Source organism: Nocardioides luteus (genome assembly GCF_015752315.1).
Lineage (GTDB): Bacteria > Actinomycetota > Actinomycetes > Propionibacteriales > Nocardioidaceae > Nocardioides.
On sequence record NZ_JADOVJ010000001.1, the window covers coordinates 4,546,978 to 4,572,001 of the forward strand.

Here is a 25,024-nt window from a genome sequence, read left to right on the forward strand (position 1 = left end):
GTCGCCCAGAACTGACGTCTCGGCCGCCACAACTGACGGCTCGGCCGACGTGGGTGACGCCTCGGCCGACCGGGGCGCCTACTCGACGTGGTGGAGGCGGCGGGCGGCCTCGGCGGTGGAGCCGGAGATCGACGGGTAGACGGTGAAGCTGTTGGCGATCTGGTCGACGGTCAGCCCGGTGGAGACCGCGAGGGTGATCGGGTGGATGAGCTCGGAGGCGCGGGGGCCGACCACGACACCACCGATGACGACGCCGGTGCCGGGACGCGAGATCAGCTTGACGAAACCGTCGGTGATGCCCTGCATCTTGGCCCGCGGGTTGCCCTTGAGGTCGAGGCGCAGGGTGTCGGCGACGACCTCGCCGGAGTCGACCTGGGCCTGGGAGTAGCCGACCGTGGCGATCTCGGGCGAGGTGAAGACGTTGGCCGCGACCTCCTTGAGGTCCATCGGGATGACCGCGTCGCCGAGGAAGTGGCGCATCGCGATCCGGCCGGCCATGGCAGCGGTCGAGGCGAGCATGAAGCCGCCGGTGCAGTCGCCGGCTGCGTACACGCCGTAGGCGGAGGTGCGCGACACCTTGTCGGTGCGGATGAACCCGCCCTCGTCGAGCTCGATGCCGGCCTCCTCCAGGCCGAGGTCCTCGGTGTTGGGGATCGAGCCGAGCGCGAGGATGCAGTGGCTGCCGGTGACCTCGCGGCCGTCGGTCAGCCGGACGGTGACGACGTCGCCGTCGCGGGTCACCGACTCCATCCGCGACTTGCTGAGGATGTTCATGCCCTGACGCTCGAGTACGTCCTGGAGGACCGTCGCCGCGTCCGCGTCCTCGCCCGGGAGGACGCGGTCGCGCGAGGAGACCAGGGTGACCTGCGAGCCGAGGTTGAGGTAGGCGCTGGCGAACTCCGCGCCGGTGACGCCCGAGCCCACCACGATCATGTGGGAGGGCAGCTCGTCGAGGTCGTAGACCTGCTCCCAGGTCAGGATCCGCTCGCCGTCGGGCTGCGCGGTCGGCAGCACCCGCGGCCGGGCGCCGGTGGCGATCAGGACGGCATCGTTCTCGATGGCCTCCTCGCCGCCGTCCTCGGCCCGTGTCGCGATCACCTGACGCTTGTCGGCGTCGATGCGGCCGGTGCCCTTGACGATCCGGATCCCGCGACGGGACAGCCGGCTCTCGATGTCGCTCGACTGCGCGAGCGCGAGCGACTTGACCCGCTTGTTGACGACCCCGAGGTCGGCGTAGAGCTCGGTGGCCGGGTCGCCCTGGTGGTCGCGGAAGTGGATGCCCAGGTCGCGGGCGAGCGTCATGTCGGACATCAGCTCGGCCGTGGCGATCAGGGTCTTGCTCGGCACGCAGTCGGTGAGCACCGCGCTGCCGCCGAGGCCGTCACGGTCGACGACCGTGACCTCCGCCCCGAGCTGCTGCGCGACCAGCGCCGCCTCGTATCCGCCTGGACCTCCACCAATGATCGTCACCCGCGCCATGGGCCGCATTCTTCCACGCGCCCCGGAGGGCAGAGTCAGCCCATCGTCTTCTGACCGTCGATGGTCTCCCGGATGATGTCGGCGTGGCCGGCGTGCTGGGCGGTCTCGGCCAGGATGTGGGCGAGGACGCGGCGGTTGGACCAGCGGGCGCCGGCCTCGAACCAGGGGGCCTCGGGAAGGGCGTGGTCGGCGTCGAGGTCGACGGTCCGGATCAGCTCGTCGGTGGCGGCGGCCACCTTCTCGTACGCCTCGAGCACGCCCTCCAGCGTCTCGTCCTCGGCGAGCACGAAGTCGGCGGCGAACTCGGCGTACTTCTCCGGGGAGAGCTCCTGCGCGACCGTCCCACGGACGATGAAGTCGGCCCAGCCCCGCTCGACGCCGGCAACGTGCTTGACCAGACCGCCGACGCTGAGCGCGGAGGCGGTCGGGGTGAGCCGGGCCTGCTCGTCGGTGAGGTCGCGGGCGGTGAACCGCAGGAAGCCGCGGTGCTTGGCCAGCGTCTCCAGCAGGTCGGTCCGCTCGCGGCTCAGGGTGGTGGTGGCGACGGTCATCGTTCAGCTCCTTGGTCGTGTTTCCCTCTGACACCGACAACGCTAGGGGCCCTTCAGGTCAGTTTCCGTCCGCAATGAACCCGGGTCCGAAAAAGATCCGCCGGCCACTACCCTGCTGGGATGACCAGCCCTGCGAACCCGACCCGGAGCGACGCGGTCCGCAACCGCGACCTGCTGGTCTCCGCTGCCCGCGAGGTCCTCGCCGAGCAGGGTCTCGACGCCCCGATGTCGGCGGTGGCCAAACGCGCCGGCGTCGGCCAGGGCACCCTCTACCGGCACTTCCCCGACCGGCTCACCCTGGCCACCGCGGTGCTGGAGGAGAACGTACGCGACATCGAGCAGGTCGCCGCCCGCCCCGACGCGACGCTGGCCGACGTGCTCGGCGTCGTCACCTGGCAGATGATCCGCTCGACCGCCTTCGTGGGCATCGTCCGGCTCAGCAACGAGGAGAGCTCCCAGCACCTCGCCGATCGCGTACGCACCGCCATCGACGGGCTCCCGAAGGAGACCCACGGCACCGACGACGTCATGCTCGCCGTCGCGATGGTCTCCGGCGCGGTGCTCGGGCCGACACCCGAGGCACGCGAGGCCACCGCCCGCCGGGCGTGGGGCCTGCTGGGGATCGAGATCGGCCCGGTCACACCCGGCGTCTAGCGGGACCGGAGAAGCGACGAGGCCCGGATCCGCGGTCGTGCGGATCCGGGCCTCGTCGGTGAGATCAGAAGTTGATCATGTGACCCGCGATGCCGTGGACGGCCTCCTTGACCGCCTCGGAGAGCGTCGGGTGGGCGAAGATGTTGCGCGAGATCTCGTCGGCGGTCAGGTCCCACTGCTGCGCCAGGGTCAGCGCCGGGAGCTGCTCGGTGACGTCCGGGCCGATCATGTGGGCGCCGAGGAGCTCGTTGTGCTCGGCGTCGGCGACGATCTTCACGAAGCCGACCGCGTCGCCGAGGCCCTGCGCCTTGCCGTTGGCCGAGAACGGGAAGGACGCGGTCTTGACGTCGTAGCCCTTCTCCTTGGCCTGCGCCTCGGTGTAGCCGAAGGAGCCGATCTGCGGCTGGCAGTAGGTCGCCCGCGGGACCATGTCGAAGTTGATCTCCATGGTCTCGGCGCCGGCGATGGTCTCGGCGGCGACGATGCCCATGGCCTCGGCCACGTGGGCGAGCATGAACTTCCCGGTGCAGTCACCGATGGCGTACACGTTCTCGACGTTGGTGCGGCCGCGGCCGTCGATCGCGATGGCCTTGCGGTCGGTGAGCTCGATACCGACGTTCTCCAGGCCGTAGCCCTCGACGCGCGGCGCGAAGCCGAAGGCCGCGAGGAACTTGTCGGCCTCGATGACGGTCTCCTCGCCGCCGGCGGCCGGCGCGACGGTCACCTTCACGCCCGAGCCGGTGTCCTCGACGCCCTTGACGGCGGTCGAGGTGAGGACCTTGACGCCCAGCTTCTTGTAGTGCTTGGCCAGCTCCTTGGACACGTCGGCGTCCTCGGTGGGCACCATCCGGTCGAGGAACTCGACGATGGTGACGTCGACGCCGAAGTTCTTCAGGACGTACGCGAACTCCACGCCGATCGCGCCGGAGCCGCCGATCACGATGGACTTCGGGAGGTTGGCGTCGAGGATCTGCTCCTCGTAGGTGACAATGTTCTGGCCGTTCGGCACGACACCCGGGACGCTGCGGACCGTGGCGCCGGTGGCGATGATCAGGTTGTCGAAGGTGTAGTCGGTGTTGGCACCGTCCTTCGCGACCGTGATCGACTTCGGACCGGTCAGCGTGCCCCAGCCGTCGATCTCGGTGATCTTGTTCTTCTTCATCAGGAAGTGGACGCCCTTGACGATCCCGGCGCTCACCTGGCGGGAGCGCGCGTGGGTCGGCCCGAAGGACATCGTGGCCTCACCCTCGATCCCGAACTTCTGCTTCTCCTTCGGGTCGTTGAGGGTGTGGGCCAGCTCCGCGTTCTTCAGCAGCGCCTTGGACGGGATGCACCCGACGTTGAGGCAGACACCGCCCCAGTACTTGTCTTCGACGACGGCGACGGACTTGCCGAGCTGGGCGGCACGGATGGCGGCGACGTAGCCACCGGGGCCAGCGCCGAGGACGAGAACATCAAAGTGGGTCACGCATCCAAGGGTAGACCGCCAATAACAGATAGATCCCAAGCGGGTGAGGACTGGGCGGTAACCTCGTGACCCGTGACTCTCTACGCGGCCTATGGCGTCAATCTCGACCCGGCGCTGATGAGTGAGCGGTGTCCGCATTCGCCGTTGCGTACGACCGGGTGGCTGGACGGCTGGCGGCTCACCTTCGGGGGCGAGGACAACGTGCTCGGCGACGGTCCGACGGCGACGATCGTCCCCGACCCGTTCGAGCAGGTCTTCGTGGCGGTCTACGACGTGGTGGACCAGGACATGGAGGCCCTGGAGAAGTGGGAGCTGGCCGACATCGGGCTCTACTTCAAGACCAAGGTGCGGATCGCCGCGCTCACGGGCGAGCTGCTCTGCGAGACCTATGTGCTGGACACGTACGAGGGTGGCATCCCCTACGCGCGCCACCTGGGCGCGCTGGCCGACGCCGCCGAGGCGGCCGGGGCTCCCGACGACTACGTGCATGCGCTGCGTACGCGCCCGTGCCGGTCAAACGACTGAGCGAGTCTAGAATCAGCGAGTGACCACGCCTTACGAACTCGCCAAGGAAGCCGCCGCCGCGCTCGCGGAGAAGACCGGCGTCGAGAAGCATGACATCGCGCTGGTGCTGGGCTCGGGCTGGCTGCCCGCCGCCGAGGCGCTCGGCGAGGACTACACCGAGATCGACACCACCGACCTGCCCGGCTTCAGCGCCGCCGCGGTCGTCGGTCACAGCGGCAAGATCCGCTCGATCCGGTCGGCGAGCGGTCGCAACCTGCTGGTCTTCCTGAGCCGCACCCACTTCTACGAGGGCAAGGGCGTCGAGGCGGTCGTGCACCCGGTCCGCACCGCGGCCGCGGCCGGCTGCTCGACGATGGTGCTCACCAACGGCTGCGGCGGGCTCAACCCGTCCTGGTCGCCGGGCACCCCCGTGCTGATCCGCGACCACATCAACCTGACCGCGGCCTCTCCGCTGGTCGGCGCCAACTTCGTCGACCTCACCGACCTCTACTCCGCGCGCCTGCGGGGCCTCGCCAAGGAGGTGGACGCCTCCCTCGACGAGGGCGTCTACGTCCAGTTCCCCGGACCCCACTACGAGACCCCGGCCGAGGTGAAGATGGCCGGCATCATCGGCGGTGACCTCGTCGGCATGTCGACCACCCTCGAGGCGATCGCGGCCCGCGAGGCCGGGATGGAGATCCTCGGGATCTCGCTGGTCACCAACCTGGCCGCCGGCATCTCCGACCAGCCCCTCGACCACGCCGAGGTCCTCGAGGCCGGCCGCAGCGCCGCCACCCGGATGGGTGCACTTCTCGGCGACCTGTTGCCCAAGATCTGAGCCTCCGGGCACCCGATGACCTAGGGTCTGGTCCATGGTCCCCACCGATCAGTCCGCGCTCGTCGTCCAGGCCAGGGAATGGCTCGCCGACGACCCCGACGCCCAGACCCGGGCGGAGCTCGAGAGCCTGCTGTCCTCCTCCGACCCGAGCGCGGTCGCCGAGCTGGCCGACAGGTTCTCCGGCATGCTCCAGTTCGGGACCGCCGGGCTGCGCGGCGCGCTCGGAGCCGGTCCCAACCGGATGAACCGCGTGGTCGTGATCAAGGCCGCCGCGGGGCTGGCCCGCTACCTGCTCGCCACCGGCGCGCAGGGACCGGTGGTGATCGGCTACGACGCCCGGCACAACTCCGACGTCTTCGCCCAGGACACCGCCCAGGTGATGACCGGGGCGGGCCTGCAGGCGCTGGTGATGCCGCGCTCGCTGCCGACCCCGGTGCTGGCCTACGCGGTCAAGGCCCTGAACGCGAGCGCCGGCGTGATGGTCACTGCCAGCCACAACCCGCCCCAGGACAACGGCTACAAGGTCTACCTCGGTGACGGGTCGCAGATCGTGCCGCCGGCCGACGTCGAGATCGCGAAGCGGATCGCGGCGGTCGACAAGGTGAGCTCGGTGCCACAGGGACCGGCCGGGCAGACGATCAGCGAGGACCTGGTCGACAGCTACCTCGACACGGTCGTCGGGCTACTCGAGGAGGGCGGCCCGCGCGACCTCAAAACGGTCTACACGCCGCTGCACGGCGTCGGCGGCGACCTGGTGCAGCTGGCGATGAAGTTCGCCGGCTTCCCCGACCCGGTCGTGGTCAAGGAGCAGGAACGGCCCGACCCCGACTTCCCGACCGTCGCCTTCCCCAACCCCGAGGAGCCGGGCGCGATGGACCGGGCGATGGCGCTGGCCGGCAAGAAGGGCGCCGACCTGGTCATCGCCAACGACCCCGACGCCGACCGCTGCGCCGCCGCGATCCCGGTCGGCAAGAAGTGGCGGATGCTGACCGGTGACGAGGTCGGCGCCCTGCTGGCGACCCACCTGATCCGCAAGGGCGTGACCGGGACGTACGCCGCCTCGATCGTCTCCTCCTCGCTGCTCGGCAAGATCGCCGCGGCCGCCGGGCAGGCCTACTCCGAGACGCTCACCGGCTTCAAGTGGATCTCCCGCGCGCCGGGGCTCGCCTTCGGCTACGAGGAGGCGCTGGGCTACTGCGTCGACCCCGAGCACGTACGCGACAAGGACGGCATCTCGGCGCTGCTGCTCCTGTGCGAGCTGGCGGCGTCGCTGAAGGCGGAGGGGCGCGGCCTGGCCGACCTGCTCGACGACCTCGCGGTCGAGCACGGCCTGCACGCCACCAGCCAGCTCTCCGTACGGCTCGAGGACCCGGCCCAGATCGCCGCCGCGATGCAGCGGCTCCGCGAACGCCCGGTGACCGCCCTGGCCGGGGCCGCCGTGCAGCAGCTCGACGACCTCACCACCGGCATCGGCGGCCTGCCGCCGACCGACGGCATCCGCTACCAGCTCGCCGGCGGGTCGCGGGTGATTGTGCGGCCCAGCGGCACCGAGCCCAAGATCAAGTGCTACCTCGAGGTCGTGCAGCCGGTCGCGGACGCGTCCGCGCTCGCCGACGCCCGAGCCGACGCCGAGATCGCGCTCGGGGCGCTCAAGGTCGACATCCGCGCCGCCCTCGGCGTCTAGAGCCGGACTACCCCGATCGCTCAGAGCACGAGCAGGACGACGAACACGACGGCCACCGCGAGCGTGACCGCGATCAGCGGCCAGTCCCAGCTGCGGCGTACGTCCTCGGCGAGCGCGAACTGCTCGTCGGAGTCCCGCTTGATCCGGAGCCGGTCGCGGGCGTCCTGGGCCAGCGCGTTGAGGCGGTCCTCGATGAAGTCGACGTGGTTGCTGAGCGGCTTGTGCTCGCGCTTGGAGCCCTTGACCGCCTCGCGCATCGGACGCCCGACGGCACCGCTGACGTAGGTGCGGCCGCCGGCGTAGGCACCGAGGGTGCGGCCGACCGAGACGCTCTCCAGAGCGGCCATCGGGAAGCGCACCGTGGAGTAGAGGTGGTTGAGCACGAAGTCGCCCTGGCTGACCCCGACCTTGGTGCGGATGAAGGCGGCGTACGCCACCAGCACGAAGAGCACGCCGCCGGCCGTCGTCTCGGGGTGCCAGCCGGTGACCGCGTCGACCACGATGACCACGATCGCGGCTCCTGCGGAGAGGAAACCCCATGCGGTGCTGCTGGAGTTGCGGAACCACTCCTCGGGCTGATCGTCATTCACGGCGCAAACATTAGCCCGCGACCCGAGAATGCCTATGCTGAGGCCGTGCCTACCTCCACAGAGATCGCCAAGCTGATCGACCACACCCTCCTCAAGCCCGAGGCGACGCACGCCGACGTCGAGGCGCTGATCGTGGAGGCCGCCGAGCTCGGCACCTACTCCGTGTGTGTCTCGCCCTCGATGCTGCCGGTCACCGCGCCGGCCGAGCTGAAGCTCGCCGTCGTGTGCGGCTTCCCGAGCGGCAAGCACATCTCCTCGGTCAAGGCCGCCGAGGCCGCGGCCGCCGTCGAGGCCGGCGCCGACGAGATCGACATGGTCATCGACATCGGTGCCGCCAAGGAGAAGCGCTACGCCGACGTGGAGGCCGACATCGCCGCCGTCCGCGCCGCGGTTCCGGCCCCGACGGTGCTGAAGGTGATCATCGAGTCCGCCGCGCTGGAGGACGACGAGATCATCGGCACCTGCCAGGCCGCCGTCCGCGCCGGTGCGGACTTCGTGAAGACCTCCACCGGCTTCCACCCCGCCGGCGGCGCCACCGTCCACGCGGTGGAGCTGATGCGCAAGACCGTCGGCCCCGACATCGGCGTCAAGGCCTCGGGCGGCGTCCGCACCATGGAGCAGGCCGAGCAGATGATCGCCGCCGGCGCCAACCGGCTCGGCGTCTCGGGTTCGCGCGCCCTGCTCGCCGGGGCGCCGGGGGCGGGTTCCGGCGCCGGCTACTGAGTCCCGGCTACTGACTTTCGCGCACTCTCGGGGAGAATGCTCCGGTGCGTGCTCAGGTCATCGTCCTCGCCGGCCCCTCGGGTGCCGGCAAGTCCCGTCTGGCCGAGCGGCTGGGCCTCCCGGTCCTCCGGCTGGACGACTTCTACAAGGACGGCTCCGACCCCTCGCTCCCCCGGATCACCGAGGGCCCGAACGCGGGCCTGGTCGACTGGGACCACCCCGACTCCTGGCTGCCCGCTGACGCGGTGAAGGCGATCGCGGCGCTGTGCGAGGCGGGGACCGCCGACGTACCCGTCTACGACATCGCCCACGACGGCCGCACCGGCTGGCAGGAGCTGACCCTCGGGGACGAGCCGTTCTTCGTCGCCGAGGGGATCTTCGCCCAGGACATCGTGGCCGAGTGCCGCGACGCCGGACTGCTGGCTGCTGCCTACTGCGTCACCCAGTCGCCGACGGTGACCTTCTGGCGCCGGCTCACCCGCGACCTGCGCGAGCGCCGCAAACCACCGTTCGTCCTGGTCAGGCGTGGCCTGGCGCTGATGCGCGCGCAGCCGCGGGTAGTCGCGGACGCGGTCGCCAAGGGCTGCACCGCGGTCTACCCGAAGCACGGCTACGTCGCGGTCCAGCAGCTCACAAGGCGGCGTACGCGTCCTTGATCTCGTGGATCAGGTCGACCCGCTCGTCGTAGGGGATGAACGCGGACTTCATCGCGTTGGTCGTCAGCCGCTGGAGCTCGGGCAGGCCCCAGCCGAAGGCCTCCACGATCCCGGCCATCTCCGCCGACATCGACGTGCGTGACATCAGCCGGTTGTCGGTGTTGATCGTGACCCGGAAGCCGAGGTCGTAGAGCAGCCCGATGGGGTGCTCGGCGATCGACTTCACGGCCCCGGTCTGGATGTTGGAGCGCGGGCAGAGCTCGAGCGGGATCCGCCGGTCCCGGACGTAGGCAGCGAGCCGGCCGAGCCGCGGCGCCTCACCCTCCTCGACCGTGATGTCCTCCACGATGCGTACGCCGTGACCGAGCCGGTCGCAGCCGCAGGGGTGGACGGCCTCCCAGATCGAGGGAAGTCCGAAGCCCTCGCCGGCGTGGATGGTGAAGCGCATGTTCTCCGCGGCCAGGTGCTCGAACGCGGCCAGGAACCGGCTCGGCGGGAAGCCCTTCTCCGGCCCGGCGATGTCGAACCCGGCGACCCCGCGGTCGCGCCACGCCACCGCGAGGTCGGCGATCTCGGTGGCGTGGGCCGCCTGCCGCATGGCGGTCAGCAGCTGGCGTACGACGATCTTCTTCCCGGTCGCCGCGACGGCCGCCATGCCCTCGTCGAACCCGGCCTGGACGGCGGCGACGACCTCGTCCGGCTCGTGGCCGTTGGCCAGGTGGAGCTCGGGCGCCCAGCGGACCTCGGCGTAGACGACCCCGTCCTCGGCCAGGTCCTCGACGCACTCACGGGCCACCCGCGTCAGCGCCGGCAGGGTCTGCATGACCGCGAGCGTGTGCGCGAACGTGTCGAGGTAGCGCTCCAGCGAGCCCGAGTCCGCGCTGGTCACGAACCATTCCTCCAGCGCGACCGGATCGTCCTGGGTCCCCTCGGGAAGCTCGTGGCCCACCTCGGCGGCGAGCTCGATGAGGGTCGAGGGACGTACGCCACCGTCGAGGTGGTCGTGGAGCAGCACCTTCGGCGCGGCCTTGATCTGCATGTCGGACGGTTTCATGGGCCTATTGTTCCCTATCGGACTAGATTCCGGGGGTGCGCAAATTCACCACTCTCGAAGAAGTCTCCGACGCTGCAGGCACCGAGATCGGCACCGGCGAATGGCTCCAGGTCGACCAGGACCGCGTCAACGCGTTCGCCGACGCCACCGGCGACCACCAGTGGATCCACGTCGACGAGGCGCGGGCCAAGGAGGGCCCGTTCGGGGGCACCATCGCCCACGGCTACCTGACGCTGTCGCTGATCCCCTACCTCGGCGTGAGCGTCTACTCGCTGGAGACCCCGGGCGCCAAGCTCAACTACGGCCTCAACAAGGTCCGGTTCCCCACGCCGGTCCTGGTCGGCTCCCGGATCCGTCCGGTCGTCTCGTTCGGCGAGGTCACCGAGCTCCCCACCGGACTCCAGCTCGTGGTGAAGACGACCATCGAGATCGAGGGCTCCGACAAGCCCGCGTGTGTCGCGGAGTCGGTCGTGCTGCTGCTCGAGGGCTGACCTCAGGAGTAGTCCGCCCACAGCCTCCGGGCACTGCCGTCGACGGTCATCTCGCCGCCGTACGGCAGGACCCACTGGGGTCGGGTGTGCCCGAACGGCGGGCCGACGACGACCACCGCGTCCGGGTTGTAGCGGGCGACGGTCTCGATCGCCGCGTCCCGCTGCTCGGCGCGCTTCGCGGCCCGCTCCTCGGCGCCGGGCTTCCGCTCGAAGTCGGAGGTCGGCGGGCGCCCGACGACCACCGCGTCGATCGCCTCCAGCAGCCCACGCTCGCCCAGGGCACGCGTGATCCAGGCGAACTCCTGCGCGGGGATGAGCTCCTCGGAGGTCTCCAGCAGGAGTACGCCGCCCGCGAGCACGCCCGGGTCGGCCGGGAAGCGTCCGGCGGTGAGCACCCACTGGAGGATCTCGATGCAGCCGCCCCAGGTGCGGCCGGTCACGGTGCGGGCCGGGCCCGCCCAGGTCCACGGCTCGGTCGGCTCCCGCTCGCCGCACTCGGTCAGCGCGCGCGGGTCGTTCCAGTCGCGGCCGATGTCCTCGGACTCCCCCGGCTCGGTGATCTCGAGCCGCTCTCCGGTGAAGAGGGCCGCCTTCAGCGAGGCCTCGTGGATCGGGTCGAGCGCCGGCCCCGGACCGAGGTGCACCTGGGTCGAGCCGCCGTGGAACGCGGCGACGCCGTTGGTCCACAGCCAGTTGAGCAGGTTGGTGTTGTCGCTGTAGCCGAGGAAGGGCTTCGGGTCCTTCCGGACCAGCTCGGGGTCGAGGTGCGGGATCACGGTGATCTGGTCCTCGCCGCCGATGGTCGCCAGCACCGCCCGGATCTCCGGGTCGGCGAACGCGGCGTTCACGTCCGCCGCGCGCTCCTGGGCCGACGCCCCGAGCTTCCGGGTCGTCGGGTACTCCACCGGCACCAGCCCGGTGACCTCGGTCAGCCGCGCCAGCGCCTGCTCGTGGATCGCTGGCCCCACCCCCGGCGCCGCGAACGAGGGTGACAGCACGGCGACCTTGTCGCCCGCGGCGGCCTTGGGTGGCTTGACGATCTCCATGCCCGAAGTCTGGCCGTACGGCGGCTGGCGGTACCAACGGTTATCGACCGGTCGCCCTCGCTGGTCGAGCCGGATTCGTGAGGAACGAACGAATCCGTGTCGAGACCAACACGGTCCCATCTAGCGCGACAGGGGACCGTGTTGGTCTCGACACCGCTCGCTGGCGCTCGCGGGCTCGACCGACGGCGGGTCTGTCAGCCGATCCGGTCGAGGATCAGCGGCGTCGCCTCGTACGCAGCCCCGTCGCCGATCTCGTAGCCACCCTCCAGCGCGGCGAGGGCCCGGTCGAAGCGCTCCGGGGTGTCGGTGTGGAGCGTGAAGAGCGGCGCGCCGGCCGTGACCGAGTCACCCGGGCGGGCGTGCCAGGTGACCCCGGCTCCGGCCTGGACGGCGTCCTCCTTGCGCTCGCGTCCGGCACCGAGGCGCCAGGCGGCGAGGCCGACGGCCATCGCGTCGAGCCGGGTCAGCACACCGGACGAAGGCGCGGTGACCACGTGGGTCTCGCGCGCGACCGGCAGAGGTGCGGACGGGTCGCCGCCCTGGGCCGAGATCATCGCCCGCCAGGCGTCCATCGCCTTGCCGGAGGCGAGCACCTCGGCCGGATCCGGACCGGACACGCCCGCAGCCGACAGCATCTCCCGGGCGAGCGCGACGGTGAGCTCGACGACGTCGGCAGGACCACCGCCGGCGAGGACCTCGACGGACTCGGCCACCTCGATCGCGTTGCCCGCGGTCAGGCCGAGCGGCGTGGCCATGTCGGTCACGAGCGCGACCGTGTTGACCCCGGCGTCGGTGCCGAGGTCGACCATGGTGCGCGCCAGCTCCTGCGCGGAATCGAGCGTCTTCATGAAGGCACCGGCGCCGACCTTGACGTCGAGCACGAGCGCCCCGGTGCCCTCGGCGATCTTCTTGGACATGATCGAGGAGGCGATCAGCGGGATCGACTCCACGGTGCCGGTGACGTCGCGCAGCGCGTAGAGCTTGCGGTCGGCCGGGGCCAGCCCCTCACCGGCCGCGCAGATCACCGCGCCGACCGACCCGAGCTGGGCCAGCATCTCCTCGTTGGACAGCGACGCGCGCCACCCGGGGATCGACTCGAGCTTGTCGAGCGTGCCGCCGGTGTGGCCGAGCCCGCGCCCGGACAGCTGCGGCACCGCCACCCCGCACGCGGCCACCAGCGGCGCCAGCGGCAGCGTGATCTTGTCGCCCACCCCGCCGGTGGAGTGCTTGTCGGCCGTCGGCCGGTCCAGGGAGTCGAACGACATCCGCTCCCCCGACGCGATCATCGCCGCCGTCCACCGCGCGATCTCGCGCCGCGACATCCCGTTGAGCAGGATCGCCATGTTGAGCGCCGACATCTGCTCCTCGGCCACCACCCCTCGGGTGTACGCCGCGATCATCCAGTCGATCTGCGAGTCGCTCAGCTCGCCACCGTCGCGCTTGGCGAGGATCACCTCGACCGCATCATGTTCCGCCATACGGACAGCGTAAAGCGCGACCGCCACAGCCCCCTACCGGGCGTCGCTCGCCCTCGTCACGCCAGCGCCTCCGGACCGAAGGCGTCGGGAAGGACCTCGGACATCGGCTTCACGCCGGAGACGGTCATCAGCAGCAGCTCGGCGCCGCCGTTCTCCCACAGGAGCTGGCGGCAGCGGCCGCACGGCATGATGACCTCGCCGGAGCCGTTGACGCAGACGACGTGGGTGAGCTTGCCGCCACCGGTCATGTGCAGCGAGGAGACCAGGCCACACTCGGCGCACAGCGTGACCCCGTAGGCCGCGTTCTCCACGTTGCACCCCTGGAGGAGGCGCCCGTCGTCGGCGATCCCGGCCACTCCGACGGAAAAGTTGGAGTAGGGCGCGTACGCATGTTTTGCGGCCTCGACCGCCTGCGCACGCAGGCCTTCCCAGTCAAAGCCCTCTGTGGCGTACGTCTGTTTCTCGGTCATGGTTCGACCTTAAAGCCTGTCCGGACAACCGGAAGACAAGCTACGAGGCTTAGGCTTCGTCGAGATCAAAAGTTGGTAACCGTTCGCGTAATCCCTGGCGTTGCTCGGTCATTGGGGAGAACGTTCGGACATGAATGTCCTTTGCGCCGTGATTTGCGGAGCAACGACCTGGAGGCACCAGTGAAGAACACCATGAAGAAGGCCGCCGCCGGCGGCGTCGCAGCGGTCCTGTCCGCTGCCGCCCTTGCCGCGTGTGGGGAAGCGCCGGCCGAGCGCGCAGGCGAAGGCAACAGCGACTACCTTCCCTGCATCGTCTCCGACTCGGGCGGGTTCGACGACAAGTCGTTCAACCAGCTCAGCTTCGAGGGCGTGAAGGAAGCTGCCGACGAGCTGGGCTCGAAGTACAAGGATGTCGAGTCCAACAGCGAGGCCGACTACGAGGCCAACCTCGAGGGCCTGACCGGCCAGGGCTGCGACACCATCGTGACCGTCGGCTTCGCCCTCTCGGCCGCGACCATCGAGTCCGCCAAGGCCAACCCGGAGACCGAGTACGTCCTGATCGACGACGCGGCCGACGCCGACTTCGACGGCAAGACCGACGCGGAGAACATCAAGCCGATCCTCTACGACACCGCCCAGGCCGCGTTCCTGGCCGGCTACGTCGCCGCCGACTACACCAAGACCGGAGTCGTCGGCACCTACGGCGGCCAGCCCTTCCCGACCGTCACGATCTTCATGGACGGCTTCAAGCAGGGCGTGGAGTACTACGCGAAGACGAAGAACAAGGACGTCAAGGTCGTCGGCTACGAGGGTGGCGAGAAGGGCTCCTTCACCGGTGAGTTCGTCGCCAACGAGAAGGCCACCAACACCGCCCGCCAGATCATCGACCAGAACGCCGACGTGATCCTGCCGGTCGGCGGTCCGATCTACCAGGGTGCGCTCACCGCGATCGAGGACTCCGGCAAGGAGGTCGCCCTGATCGGTGTCGACGCCGACTTCTACGAGACCGACCCGAACACCCAGGACGTCGTGCTCACCTCGATCCTGAAGAACATGAAGACGTCCACCAAGGACGTCATCGTCGCCGCCGGCGACGACAAGTTCGACGCGACGCCGTACGTCGGCACCCTCGAGAACGGTGGAGTCGGCCTGGCGCCGTTCCACAACTTCGAGTCCAAGGTGTCCGAGACTCTCCCCGACGAGATCGAGGAGGTCACCGCCGGCATCAAGGACGGCTCGATCAAGGTCAACTCCTACCTGGCCAAGTGATCCTGCTCTGACGAGCAACGCGAGGGGGCCGGGGACCCGGCCCCCTCGCCACGTACTTTGGAACTTCTCCACCCCTGCAAGGAATGATCCGTGCCATGAGACTCGCGCTTCGCGACATCACCAAGCGCTTCGGCTCCCTGGTCGCCAACGACCACATCTCCCTGACGATCGAGCCAGGTGAGATCCACTGCCTCCTCGGTGAGAACGGCGCGGGCAAGTCCACGCTGATGAACGTGCTCTACGGCCTCTACCAGGCCGACGAGGGCGAGATCCTCATCGACGACGAGCCGCAGCGATTCAAGGGTCCCGGCGACGCGATGGCCGCCGGCATCGGGATGGTGCACCAGCACTTCATGCTCATCCCGGTCTTCACCGTCGCCGAGAACGTCATGCTCGGCCACGAGGCCACCGGCTTCGCCGGCAAGCTCGATCTCGACGCCGCCCGCAAGCAGGTCCGGGACATCTCCGACCGCTTCGGGTTCCAGGTGGATCCCGACGCGCTCGTCGAGGACCTCCCCGTCGGCGTGCAGCAGCGGGTCGAGATCATCAAGGCGCTCTCGCGCGACGCCGAGGTGCTCGTCTTCGACGAGCCGACCGCCGTGCTGACGCCGCAGGAGACCGATGAGCTGATGGCGATCATGCGCCAGCTCAAGGAGTCCGGCACCGGCATCGTGTTCATCACCCACAAGCTGCGCGAGGTCCGCGAGGTGGCCGACCGGATCACGGTCATCCGCCGTGGCGCCGTGGTCGGCGAGGCCTCCCCGGAGGCGTCCAACGCCGAGCTCGCCGCCCTCATGGTCGGACGCCCGGTCGAGCTCAAGGTCCACAAGGACCCGGCCCAGCCGGGCGAGCGCGCGCTGGTCGTCTCCGACCTGACGGTGGCCGACGAGGACGGCTACGTCCACGTCGACGGGATCAGCTTCCACATCGACGCCGGAGAGATCCTGGCCGTCGCCGGTGTCCAGGGCAACGGACAGACCGAGCTCACCGAGGCCATGGTCGGCCTGGCTCCGCACGTCGAGGGCTCGATCAAGCTCGACGGCCGCGAGATCGTCGGCCGCTCGGTGCGCAAGGCGCTCGAGGCCGGCATCGGGTTCATCCCCGAGGACCGGCAGGTCGACGGTCTGGTCGGCAACTTCACCATCGCCGAGAACCTCATGCTCAACCGCAGCTTCGACGAGCCCTTCGTCTCCCGCGGCTCGCTGAACCTCAAGAAGCTCGACACCTTCGCCAAGGAGAAGCTGGCGGAGTACGACGTACGCGCCCCTGGGGTCTCGACCCTGGCCGGGCAGCTGTCGGGCGGCAACCAGCAGAAGGTCGTCGTCGCTCGCGAGCTCTCTCGTGACCTGCGGCTCCTCGTCGCCGCCCAGCCGACGCGCGGCGTCGACGTCGGGTCGATCGAGTTCATCCACAAGCAGATCGTGGCGGCACGGGACTCTGGCGTCCCGGTGCTCGTCGTGTCCTCCGAGCTCGACGAGATCGCCGCTCTCGCCGACCGGATCATGGTCCTCTACCGCGGGCGGGTCGTCGGCATCGTCCCCGCCGACACCTCCCGCGACACCCTCGGCCTGATGATGGCCGGCGAGTCTCCTGAAGGGAGCGAAGCGTGAGCGAGAAGGGGCCGGAGAACGAACCGGCCGAGACGACCGAGACGACCGAGCCGACAGAGACGACTGAGCCCTCGGAGCAGACCGGGGCGGCGAAGGTCGCCTCCGACAGCGACCGGGTGCCCGAGGCCAGCCGCTGGCACGTGGCGCTGCGGGAGATCACCACCGGCAACGCGCTCGTGGCGGTGCTCTCGGTGGTGCTCGCGATGTTCTTCGGGTCGCTGATGATCCTCTTCACCGACGAGGACGTCCGCTACGGGCTCTCCTACTTCTTCGCCCGCCCCTCCGACACGTTCTACTACGCGTGGGAGGCCATCTCCGGGGCGTACGTCTCGCTGTGGCGGGGTGCGGTCTTCAACGACCTGGGCGGCACGTTCGTCCAGCAGATCAAGCCGATCACCGAGACGCTGAAGTACGCCGCGCCGCTGACCCTGGCCGGGCTCGGCATCGGCCTGACGTTCCGCGCCGGGCTGTTCAACATCGGTGGCCGCGGGCAGATGCTGCTCGGCGGCGCCGCCGCCGCGTTCGTCGCGGTCAAGTTCGACCTGCCGATGATCGTGCACCTGCCGCTGGCGGTCCTCGTCGGTGCGCTGGTCGCGGCCCTGTGGGGCGGGATCGCCGGCCTCCTGAAGGCCCTCACCGGGGCCCACGAGGTGATCGTGACGATCATGCTCAACTACGTCGGCTACTACCTGGTCTTCTACGCGCTGACCCGCAAGTCGCTGCTCCAGGCACCGGGCTCGGGCAACCCGAAGTCGTCGCCGATGCCGGAGTCGGCGATCCTGCCGGACCTGCTCGGCCCGCAGTTCAACCTGCACGCCGGGTTCCTGCTCGCCGTGCTGGCGACGTTCCTGGTCTGGTGGATCCTCAACCGCTCCTCGCTCGGCTACCGGTTCCGGGCCGTGGGTGAGAACCCGTCGGCCGCACGGGCGGCGGGCATCAACGTCGGGGTCGCCTACTTCAGCGCGTTCCTGATCTCCGGCGCCCTGGTCGGGCTGGCCGGCGTCAACCAGGTGCTCGGCTCGGTGACCGACGGTGCGACCAGCGGCCTCGACGCCGGAATCGGCTTCGACGCGATCACCGTCGCGCTGCTGGGCCGCTCGCGTCCGTTCGGCATCCTGGCCGCCGGCATCCTGTTCGGCGCGTTCAAGTCCGGGGGCTTCTTCATGCAGGCCTCCGAGGGCATCCCGGTCGACATCGTGCTGGTCATCCAGTCCCTGATCGTGCTCTTCCTCGCCGCACCGCCCCTGGTGAAGGCGATCTTCCGACTCCCCACGAAGGAGGCCTGACCGTGTCCACCGTCGATCTTCCGGTCAACTCCGAGGCACCCGCCGTCGCCGAGCGCATCCCGGGTCTGTGGAAGACGCCCGGCGTGATGGCGGCGTTCACCGTGCTGGTGGCGCTGCTCGTCCTCGTCCGCCCTCGCGCGGGTGACTCCACCTTCCGGTGGAGCCGCGACGGCGACTGGTTCGCCATCCCCGACATCACGCTGCCGGCCAACGGCATCGTCTGGACGGCCGTTGCCTTGTGCCTCATCGCCACGGCGTACGCAGCCTGGAACGCCTACTCCGGCCGCAAGACGCACCTCGCCGTGGTCGCGGTGTTCGCGGTCGTCGCGGTGTCCGGCTTCCTGGCCTGGGCGGTCGCGGGCAAGACCCTGCCCGTGGTCGGTCTGCTCGCCGGCGCGCTCGCGCTCGCGGTCCCGCTGGTGTTCGGTGCGCTCGGCGGCGTACTCGGTGAGCGGGCGGGCGTGGTCAACATCGCCATCGACGGCCAGCTGCTCTTCGGCGCCTTCGGCGCGGCGATCACCGCCTCGCTGACGGGCTCGCCGTGGGCGGGCCTGATCGCGGCGATGCTCGCCGGCATGCTGATCGCGCTGCTGCTCGGCCTCTTCGCGATCACCTACTGGGTCGAGCAGGTCATCGTCGGTGTCGTCCTCAACGTGCTCGTCATCGGCTTCACCAGCTTCATGTTCTCGCAGGTGCTCTCGGAGAACGCGGCCGCGCTCAACAACCCGCCGCACTTCCCGCGCCTGCCGATCCCGCTGCTGTCCGGCATCCCGGTCATCGGGCCGATCTTCTTCCGCCAGACCGTGCTGGTCTACCTGATGTACGCCGCGGTGATCCTGGTCGCCTGGGCGCTCTACCGCTCCAAGTGGGGCCTGCGGGTCCGCGCGGTCGGCGAGCACCCGAAGGCCGCCGACACGGTCGGCATCAACGTGATCGCGACCCGCTACCGCACTGTGCTGCTGGCGGGTGCGATCGCGGGCATCGGCGGGGCCACCTACACGCTCGTCTCGGTGCCGTCGTTCGGGCGTGAGATGACCGGTGGTGCGGGCTACATCGCGCTGGCCGCGGTCATCTTCGGCAAGTGGGACCCGATCAAGGCGACGCTGGCGGCGCTGCTCTTCGGCTTCGCGTCCAACGTCGAGTCGGTGCTCTCGGTCATCGGCTCGCCGGTGCCGTCGCAGTTCATGCTGATGCTGCCCTACGTCGTCACCATCTTCGCCGTCGCCGGGCTCGTCGGGAACTCGCGTGCACCGGCCGCTGACGGCGTGCCCTACCGAAAGGGCTGACCCGCCGAAACTGCACCTGTGGGCGACGAAACTGCCGTTTCGTCGCCCACACGTGCGTTCTCGGCCGCCACTTCTACCGATTCGGCGGGGCGAGTGTGCGGTGGGCGGCGGCGGCAAGCACCTTGGCGCCGACGCCCACCGCTCGCTCGTCGATGCGCAGGTCGCCCTGGTGGAGGTCGTAGGTGGGGCCGCCGGGGGTGCGTACGCCGAGCCGGAACATCGATCCCGGCACCTGCTCCTGGTACCAGCCGAAGTCCTCGCCGCCGAGGCTCTGGGCGGAGACGACCGCGCCCCGTTCCCCGAGGACCTCCCGGACCGTGTCGACGAGGATCTGGTGGGACTCCTCGTCGTTGCTCACCGGCGGGACGCCCCGGGTGTAGTCGACGGCGGCGCTCACGCCGTAGGGCGCGATGATCTCGGCGACGACCTCGCGCACCACGTGCTCGACCTCGCTCCAGGCGTCGCTGTCGAGGATGCGTACGGTGCCGCCGACCGAGCCGTGGGCGGGGATCACGTTGTGGATCTGGCCGGCGGTGACCTTGCCCCAGACCACGCTCACGCCGGCGCGCGGGTCCATCCGCCGGCTCAGGATCACGGGCAGCTCGGTGGTCACCTTGGCGAGCGCGAAGACCAGGTCGCCGGTCAGGTGCGGGCGCGAGGTGTGACCGCCGGTGCCGCTGAGGTGGACGTCGATCAGGTCGGCCGCGCTGGTCAGCGCACCGGAGCGGATCCCGACCCGGCCGACGTCCACGGTCGGGTCGCAGTGCAGCGCGAAGATCCGTTCCACGTCGTCGAGCGCACCCAGGCTCATCAGGTGCAGCGCCCCGCCCGGCATGACCTCCTCGGCGGGCTGGAACAGCAGGCGTACGCCCCCGGGCAGCGGTGACTCGCGGTGGAGGTCGGCCAGGGCGAGGCCGGCGCCGAGCAGCGCCGTGGTGTGCACGTCGTGGCCGCAGGCGTGGGCGACCCCGGGAACGGTGCTCGTCCAGATGTCGGTGGTGACGTCGTCGACGGGCAGCGCGTCCATGTCGCCGCGCAGCGCGACGACCCTCTCCCCCTCGCCCAGATCAGCGATGAGACCGGTCGCGGAGGGCCGGTCGACCTGCCAGCCCGCCTTCTCCAGTCTCTCGGCGATCAGCTCGGTGGTGCGGTGCTCCTGCCAGGAGAGCTCCGGGTGGGCATGGATGTCCCGGCGCAGGTCGATCAGCTCGGCATCGTAGGCATCGACTCGCTCGGCGAGGAAGGCAGCAGGCTCCAGCATGGTCCCGCCAGACTAATCCTTGTCGTAGGCGGCCAGGATCCTGTCCGCGGCCACGGTCGCCGGAAGCTCGCCGGAAAGCACCTCGCCACGGATCTGGTCGCGGATCGCCTTGACGCCCGGGGAGTGCTTGAGCCGCTGGTCGAGCTCGTCCCGGACGAGCGCCCAGGTGAAGTCGAGCTGCTGCTCGGCCCGCTTGGTGCGCAGGCCGTCCTTGCCGAGGTGGGCGCGGTGCGCCATCACCTGCTCCCAGACGGAGTCGACCCCGTCGTCGTGGAGCGCAGAGGCGGTGATCACCGGCGGCGCCCACTCCTCGCGGGACCGCACCAGCCGGAGGGCGCCGGCGAGCTCGCGCGCGGCCGCGCGCGCCTCCTGGGCGCGGTGAGGGTCGTTGGGGTCGGCCTTGTTGACCGCGATCACGTCGGAGATCTCCAGGATGCCCTTCTTGATCCCCTGCAGCTGGTCGCCGGTGCGCGCGATGGTGAGGAACAGGAACGTGTCCACCATCCCGGCCACGGTCACCTCGGACTGCCCGACGCCGACCGTCTCGACGAGGATCACGTCGTAGCCGGCGGCCTCCAGCACCGCCATCGCCTGCACGGTCGCCCGGGCGACCCCGCCGAGCGTCCCGGCGCTCGGGGAGGGCCGGATGAAGGCGTTGGGGTCCACCGAGAGGCGCTGCATGCGCGTCTTGTCGCCCAGGACGGAGCCGCCGGTGCGTACGGAGGACGGGTCGACGGCCAGCACCCCGACCTTGAGGCCGTTGGCGGTCAGCCGGCTGCCGAGCGCCTCGATGAAGGTCGACTTGCCGACGCCCGGGACGCCGGAGATCCCGACCCGCACGGTGTCGCCCGCGGGGAGCTTGGTGAGCAGCTCGCGCGCGATGTCGCGGTGCTGCGGCTTGGTCGACTCCACCAAGGTGATCGCCCGTGACACCGCCGCCCGCTTGCCGTCGCTGATGCCGTCGAGAAGGTCTTGTACGTCGGGCCCTGGCATGCCCAGCACCTTAGCCAAAACACCCGGCATCCCGCGGCCCGGCTCGACCAGCGGAGCCTGGTGAGCGCCGGTACGCTCGACCGACGTGACCGAGATGACGAGAACAGCGGTGGTGACAGGCGGCGGGACCGGGCTGGGACGCGCGATCGCGGATCGGCTGGCGGCGGACGGGCTCGAGGTGACCATCGTCGGTCGCCGGGCGGAGGTGCTCGAGACCGCGACCAAGGAGATCAACGCCGCCGTCGGCGCCGACCGGGTGACGTACGTCGTCGCCGACTGCGCCGACCCGGGCGACGTACGTGCCCTGGCCGATGCCTGCCCGGACCGCGTGGACGTGCTCGTCCTCAATGCCGGCGGCCTCACGCCCTCGACCGGCGACGACCTCGAGGCGCTGGCCCACGACTGGGCGGCCGACTACCGGCTCAACGTGCTCACCGCGGTGCTCCCGGTCGAAGCGCTGTTGCCCAGACTGGCTCGGCCCGGTGGCCGGATCGTCGCGATGAGCTCGATCGCGGCGCTGCGCGGCCCGGGGTCGTACGGAGCCTCCAAGGGCGCGATCAACACCTGGATCACTGGCCTCGCGGCCGAGGTCGCGGCCGACGGGATCACCGCCAACGCGGTCGCTCCCGGTTTCGTACCGGACACCGAGTTCTGGGACTCCCGCCGCAGCCCTGAGCTGATCGCGCAGCGCACCTCGCAGATCCCCGTCGGACGTCCCGGCGCCCCGGAGGAGATCGCCGCGCTGGTGGCTCACCTCACCTCGCCGGACGCCGGGTTCACCACCGGACAGGTCGTCGGCATCCACGGCGGAGCGCTCCTCGCGCGGCTGTGACCACAGCGCCGCGTCGCGGCAGGGTGTGAGACCGCAACACGAATGGCCACCCAGGACATGGGTACAGAACGATCATGACGAATCTCGGCTACACCCTGTTCACCGAGCAGAGCGGACCTCGCGACCTCGTCCGCTACGCCACCTCCGCCGAGGAGGCCGGCTTCGACTTCGAGGTGATGAGCGACCACTACTCACCGTGGCTGACCGAGCAGGGGCACGCGCCGTACGCCTGGAGCGTGCTCGGCGCGGTCGCCCATGCGACCTCGCGCGTGGGCCTGATGACGTACGTCACCTGCCCGACGCTCCGCTACCACCCCGCCGTGGTGGCGCAGAAGGCCGCGACCGTCCAGCTGCTCGCCGAGGGCCGTTTCCGGCTCGGCCTCGGCTCCGGCGAGAACCTCAACGAGCATGTCGTCGGCCAGGGCTGGCCCGCGGTCCAGGAGCGGCACGCGATGCTCCGCGAGGCGGTCGGGATCATCCGCGACCTGCACACCGGCGAGCTCGTCGACCACCGTGGTGAATACTTCCAGGTCGACTCGGCCCGCATCTGGGACGTCCCCGAGGAGCCCGTCGAGATCGGGCTCGCCGTGGGCGGCGAACGTGCCATCGAGGAGCTCGCCCCGCTCGCCGACCACCTGATCGCCGTCGAGCCCGAGGCGTCGCTGGTCGACACCTGGAACGGTGTCGAGGGCGCCAAGCCGATCGGCTCCGAGGCCCGCGCGATCGGCCAGATCCCGATCTGCTGGGACCCCGACGAGGAGACCGCCGTACGCCGTGCGCACGAGCAGATGCGCTGGTTCAGCGGCGGCTGGGAGGTCAACGCCAACCTGCCCACGCCGGCCGGCTTCGCCGCGGCCACCCAGCTCGTCCGTCCCGAGGACGTCGCCGAGTCGGTGCCGTGCGGTCCCGACCTGGACGCGATCGTCGAGGCGGTCTCGGCCTACTGGAAGGCCGGCTTCACCGACGTCGCGCTGGTGCAGATCGGCGACGACACCCAGGACCGGTTCCTGGCCGAGGCCGCCGGGCCGCTGCTCGAGCGGCTCCGCGCGGCCGCGCCCTGATCACCGAGCACGCCGCAGGACGTCGCGGAGGACGTCGCGGAGGGCGTCAGGGAGCTGGCTCGACCGAACGTCGTCCAGGGGCGTCCACGAGACACCCACCTGCAGCACGTACCAGGCGACGCCGGCGGCGATGATCGCCAGGCCGACGACGGCGACCACCCATCGCTGGGAAGGCGACGAGGCGGCGCGGGCGACCGGCCCGACGGTGTCGCGGACCCGCTGCGAGGCGAGCCAGGCGGCGGACATGAACGTCATCGCGGCGGCGTAGAGCACGGCGGCCGGCGGCATCCCCAGCGCCAGGAGACCCACGCCGACGGCGGCCGCGATCACGCCGGTCAGCACGGTCAGCGCTGCCGTGCCGGGGATGGCGCGCACCAGGTCCCACGGCGAGCGGATGAGCGCCCACGGCCCGTCGTACCACTTCCGTCCGCGCGCCTCGCGGCGCTTCGTCAGGTGGTCGGAGGCGAGCGACGCGGCGCGCAGCAGCCAGACGCCGACGCCGAGGAGGGTGGCGCCCAGGAACGGGTAGGCGGCCACGATCCCGGCGAGGATCGAGGCGAGCGCGACCAGGATCAGGAAGTGCATCGGGCCCGGCCAGCGCTTGAGGTTGGCGTGCTTGCTGGGCGGGCTCCACCCGGGCTCGCGCGGCGGAGCAGACGGTGGCGGCTGCTGCGGGTCGAACCGGCGGACCACCAGCGGCTCGGCCGGCGCGTCGGCGACGGTCACCGCGGTCGGCGGCACCTCCTCCACCTCCGGCGGCTCGACCTCCGTCACCGCGTCGCCGGCAGCGTCCGGGTCGACCAGCGTCGGCTTCAGCTCTGCGTCCACGGGGGCGGCGGCCAGCGGCATCGTCAGCGGCAGCACCTTCGTCACCGCCGCGGCGTCGCCCCCGGACCATGGCACCTCGGGCTCCATCAGCCACTCCCGCAGCTCCTCGAGGCCCGGTCGGTCCACGGGATCGGTCGCCAGCGCCGCCGTCAGGACCTCGCGCATCGAGCCCTCGATCCCGTCGAGATCGTGCTGGCCGCGGCGTACGCGATCCAGGACGGCCATCGACGGTCCGGTCCCGAACGGCGGCCTGCCCAGCAGCGCATAGGCGGTCGTGGCCGCCCACGAGTGCACGTCGCTGGCCGGCGTCGCGGGCGTCCCCTCCAGGATCTCCGGCGCCAGGTAGCCCGGTGTGCCGACCAGCCACCCGGTCAGGGTGATCTTGGGATCGTCGGCGACCCGGGCGAGCCCGAAGTCGATGAGCACCGGCGTACGTCCCTCCATCACCACGTTGGAGGGCTTCACGTCACGGTGCAGAACGCCGGCGTCGTGGCAGGCGGCGACGCCGTCGGCGAGGCAGCGGGCCAGCCAGAACCGGTCCTCGCCGAGGACCGGCCCGTCGTCCTTGATCCGGTCGTGGAGCGTCGGCCCCGGGACGTAGCGGGTCGCGACGTAGGGAAGGTCCGCGTAGGGGTCGGCGTCGACGATCTCGGCGATCCACGGGCTGCGCACCTGCCGCAGCGACCGGACCTCGCGCTCCAGCCGGGCCCGGGTCTCCTCGTCCCCCACGACATGCGTACGCAGCACCTTCAGCGCCACCCGCTCGCCGGTCTCCTCGTGGCGGGCCAGGTGGACGACGCCCATGCCGCCCTCACCGAGCTTGGTGAGGAGCTCATACGCCCCCACCCTCACCAGCCCGTTCCCGGATGCCCGCCCGGGGCGTAGGTCCGTCACAGCTCTGAGGCTAGACGA

At 70.5% G+C, this 25,024-nt stretch carries 24 protein-coding genes; 13 read left to right on the forward strand and 11 right to left on the reverse strand.

Annotated features, from left to right (window positions below; genetic code table 11):
- Positions 1-78: 78 nt before the first annotated feature.
- Entirely contained in the window at positions 79-1,479 is a 1,401-nt protein-coding gene (locus HD557_RS21795; protein ID WP_008363953.1) for an NAD(P)H-quinone dehydrogenase, read from the reverse strand.
- 35 nt (positions 1,480-1,514) lie between these two features.
- Positions 1,515-2,030: a DinB family protein gene (locus HD557_RS21800; RefSeq protein ID WP_008363955.1), complete on the reverse strand. Its 516-nt coding sequence runs from the start codon at positions 2,028-2,030 to the stop codon at positions 1,515-1,517.
- Between the two features lie 120 nt (positions 2,031-2,150).
- On the opposite strand from HD557_RS21800, the gene HD557_RS21805 reads away from it, so the two are divergent.
- The gene (locus tag HD557_RS21805; RefSeq protein WP_008363957.1) at positions 2,151-2,684 is read left to right on the forward strand and encodes a TetR/AcrR family transcriptional regulator; all 534 of its coding nucleotides are present in this window, start codon (positions 2,151-2,153) and stop codon (positions 2,682-2,684) included.
- A 64-nt stretch (positions 2,685-2,748) separates the two neighbouring features.
- Here HD557_RS21805 and lpdA read toward each other — a convergent pair whose 3' ends face one another.
- Positions 2,749-4,152 (reverse strand): dihydrolipoyl dehydrogenase, encoded by a 1,404-nt coding sequence (lpdA, locus tag HD557_RS21810; protein ID WP_008363959.1) that lies wholly within the window; start codon positions 4,150-4,152, stop codon positions 2,749-2,751.
- Positions 4,153-4,224: 72 nt separating this feature from the next.
- Here lpdA and HD557_RS21815 point away from each other — a divergent pair, with 72 nt between their 5' ends.
- Genes HD557_RS21815 through HD557_RS21825 form a run of 3 tightly spaced genes read left to right on the forward strand, consistent with a single transcriptional unit; the run spans position 4,225 to position 7,178 of the window.
- On the forward strand, positions 4,225-4,677 hold the full coding sequence (locus tag HD557_RS21815) for a gamma-glutamylcyclotransferase family protein (RefSeq protein ID WP_196875439.1): 453 nt from the start codon (positions 4,225-4,227) through the stop codon (positions 4,675-4,677).
- A 19-nt stretch (positions 4,678-4,696) separates the two neighbouring features.
- On the forward strand, positions 4,697-5,494 hold the full coding sequence (locus HD557_RS21820) for a purine-nucleoside phosphorylase (protein WP_008363962.1): 798 nt from the start codon (positions 4,697-4,699) through the stop codon (positions 5,492-5,494).
- A 34-nt stretch (positions 5,495-5,528) separates the two neighbouring features.
- The gene (locus tag HD557_RS21825; RefSeq protein WP_008363964.1) at positions 5,529-7,178 is read left to right on the forward strand and encodes a phospho-sugar mutase; all 1,650 of its coding nucleotides are present in this window, start codon (positions 5,529-5,531) and stop codon (positions 7,176-7,178) included.
- 20 nt (positions 7,179-7,198) lie between these two features.
- Here HD557_RS21825 and HD557_RS21830 read toward each other — a convergent pair whose 3' ends face one another.
- A complete protein-coding gene (locus tag HD557_RS21830; protein ID WP_008363966.1) occupies positions 7,199-7,768 on the reverse strand; it encodes a hypothetical protein in 570 nt (189 codons plus the stop codon).
- 45 nt (positions 7,769-7,813) lie between these two features.
- Here HD557_RS21830 and deoC point away from each other — a divergent pair, with 45 nt between their 5' ends.
- Together deoC and HD557_RS21840 are read left to right on the forward strand one after the other, a co-directional pair.
- Entirely contained in the window at positions 7,814-8,491 is a 678-nt protein-coding gene (gene deoC / locus HD557_RS21835; RefSeq protein WP_008363968.1) for a deoxyribose-phosphate aldolase, read from the forward strand.
- Between the two features lie 44 nt (positions 8,492-8,535).
- Positions 8,536-9,147, forward strand: coding sequence for a uridine kinase family protein (locus HD557_RS21840; protein WP_008363971.1), 612 nt, complete (start codon positions 8,536-8,538; stop codon positions 9,145-9,147).
- Here HD557_RS21840 and HD557_RS21845 read toward each other — a convergent pair.
- On the reverse strand, positions 9,122-10,201 hold the full coding sequence (locus HD557_RS21845) for an adenosine deaminase (protein WP_196875440.1): 1,080 nt from the start codon (positions 10,199-10,201) through the stop codon (positions 9,122-9,124). The two genes, HD557_RS21840 and HD557_RS21845, sit on opposite strands and share 26 nt — an antisense overlap.
- 35 nt (positions 10,202-10,236) lie before the next feature.
- On the opposite strand from HD557_RS21845, the gene HD557_RS21850 reads away from it, so the two are divergent.
- A complete protein-coding gene (locus HD557_RS21850; RefSeq protein ID WP_008363975.1) occupies positions 10,237-10,692 on the forward strand; it encodes a MaoC family dehydratase in 456 nt (151 codons plus the stop codon).
- A gap of 2 nt (positions 10,693-10,694) precedes the next feature.
- Here HD557_RS21850 and HD557_RS21855 read toward each other — a convergent pair whose 3' ends face one another.
- From HD557_RS21855 to HD557_RS21865, 3 genes are all read right to left on the reverse strand, one after another.
- Complete coding sequence (locus tag HD557_RS21855) at positions 10,695-11,738, reverse strand: S66 family peptidase (protein ID WP_196875441.1); 1,044 nt, start codon at positions 11,736-11,738, stop codon at positions 10,695-10,697.
- A 194-nt stretch (positions 11,739-11,932) separates the two neighbouring features.
- Positions 11,933-13,216, reverse strand: a complete 1,284-nt coding sequence (locus HD557_RS21860; protein ID WP_008363978.1) for a thymidine phosphorylase — start codon at positions 13,214-13,216, stop codon at positions 11,933-11,935.
- 56 nt (positions 13,217-13,272) lie between these two features.
- Positions 13,273-13,686 (reverse strand): cytidine deaminase, encoded by a 414-nt coding sequence (locus tag HD557_RS21865; protein WP_008363980.1) that lies wholly within the window; start codon positions 13,684-13,686, stop codon positions 13,273-13,275.
- A gap of 180 nt (positions 13,687-13,866) precedes the next feature.
- On the opposite strand from HD557_RS21865, the gene HD557_RS21870 reads away from it, so the two are divergent.
- From HD557_RS21870 to HD557_RS21885, 4 genes are all read left to right on the forward strand, one after another.
- A complete protein-coding gene (locus HD557_RS21870) occupies positions 13,867-14,955 on the forward strand; it encodes a BMP family lipoprotein (protein ID WP_196875442.1) in 1,089 nt (362 codons plus the stop codon).
- Between the two features lie 95 nt (positions 14,956-15,050).
- Positions 15,051-16,565, forward strand: a complete 1,515-nt coding sequence (locus tag HD557_RS21875; RefSeq protein ID WP_040757438.1) for an ABC transporter ATP-binding protein — start codon at positions 15,051-15,053, stop codon at positions 16,563-16,565.
- Positions 16,562-17,851, forward strand: a complete 1,290-nt coding sequence (locus HD557_RS21880) for an ABC transporter permease (RefSeq protein ID WP_196875443.1) — start codon at positions 16,562-16,564, stop codon at positions 17,849-17,851. The genes HD557_RS21875 and HD557_RS21880 overlap by 4 nt, the downstream gene beginning before the upstream one ends.
- Before the next feature lie 2 nt (positions 17,852-17,853).
- Complete coding sequence (locus HD557_RS21885) at positions 17,854-19,137, forward strand: ABC transporter permease (protein ID WP_196875444.1); 1,284 nt, start codon at positions 17,854-17,856, stop codon at positions 19,135-19,137.
- Positions 19,138-19,210: 73 nt separating this feature from the next.
- Here the strand turns inward: HD557_RS21885 and HD557_RS21890 are convergent, their stop codons facing one another.
- Positions 19,211-20,398: an amidohydrolase gene (locus HD557_RS21890; protein WP_008363990.1), complete on the reverse strand. Its 1,188-nt coding sequence runs from the start codon at positions 20,396-20,398 to the stop codon at positions 19,211-19,213.
- A 12-nt stretch (positions 20,399-20,410) separates the two neighbouring features.
- On the reverse strand, positions 20,411-21,391 hold the full coding sequence (gene meaB, locus HD557_RS21895; protein WP_196875445.1) for a methylmalonyl Co-A mutase-associated GTPase MeaB: 981 nt from the start codon (positions 21,389-21,391) through the stop codon (positions 20,411-20,413).
- 94 nt (positions 21,392-21,485) lie between these two features.
- Between meaB and HD557_RS21900 the strand changes: the two genes are divergently transcribed.
- Complete coding sequence (locus HD557_RS21900) at positions 21,486-22,223, forward strand: SDR family NAD(P)-dependent oxidoreductase (protein ID WP_231381479.1); 738 nt, start codon at positions 21,486-21,488, stop codon at positions 22,221-22,223.
- A 74-nt stretch (positions 22,224-22,297) separates the two neighbouring features.
- Positions 22,298-23,284 carry an LLM class F420-dependent oxidoreductase gene (locus HD557_RS21905; RefSeq protein WP_196875446.1) on the forward strand — a complete coding sequence of 329 codons (987 nt, stop codon included), beginning with the start codon at positions 22,298-22,300 and terminating at the stop codon, positions 23,282-23,284.
- On the opposite strand, the gene HD557_RS21910 is transcribed toward HD557_RS21905, so the two are convergent.
- A complete protein-coding gene (locus HD557_RS21910) occupies positions 23,285-25,006 on the reverse strand; it encodes a serine/threonine-protein kinase (RefSeq protein WP_196875447.1) in 1,722 nt (573 codons plus the stop codon).
- Between the last annotated feature and the right edge of the window lie 18 nt (positions 25,007-25,024).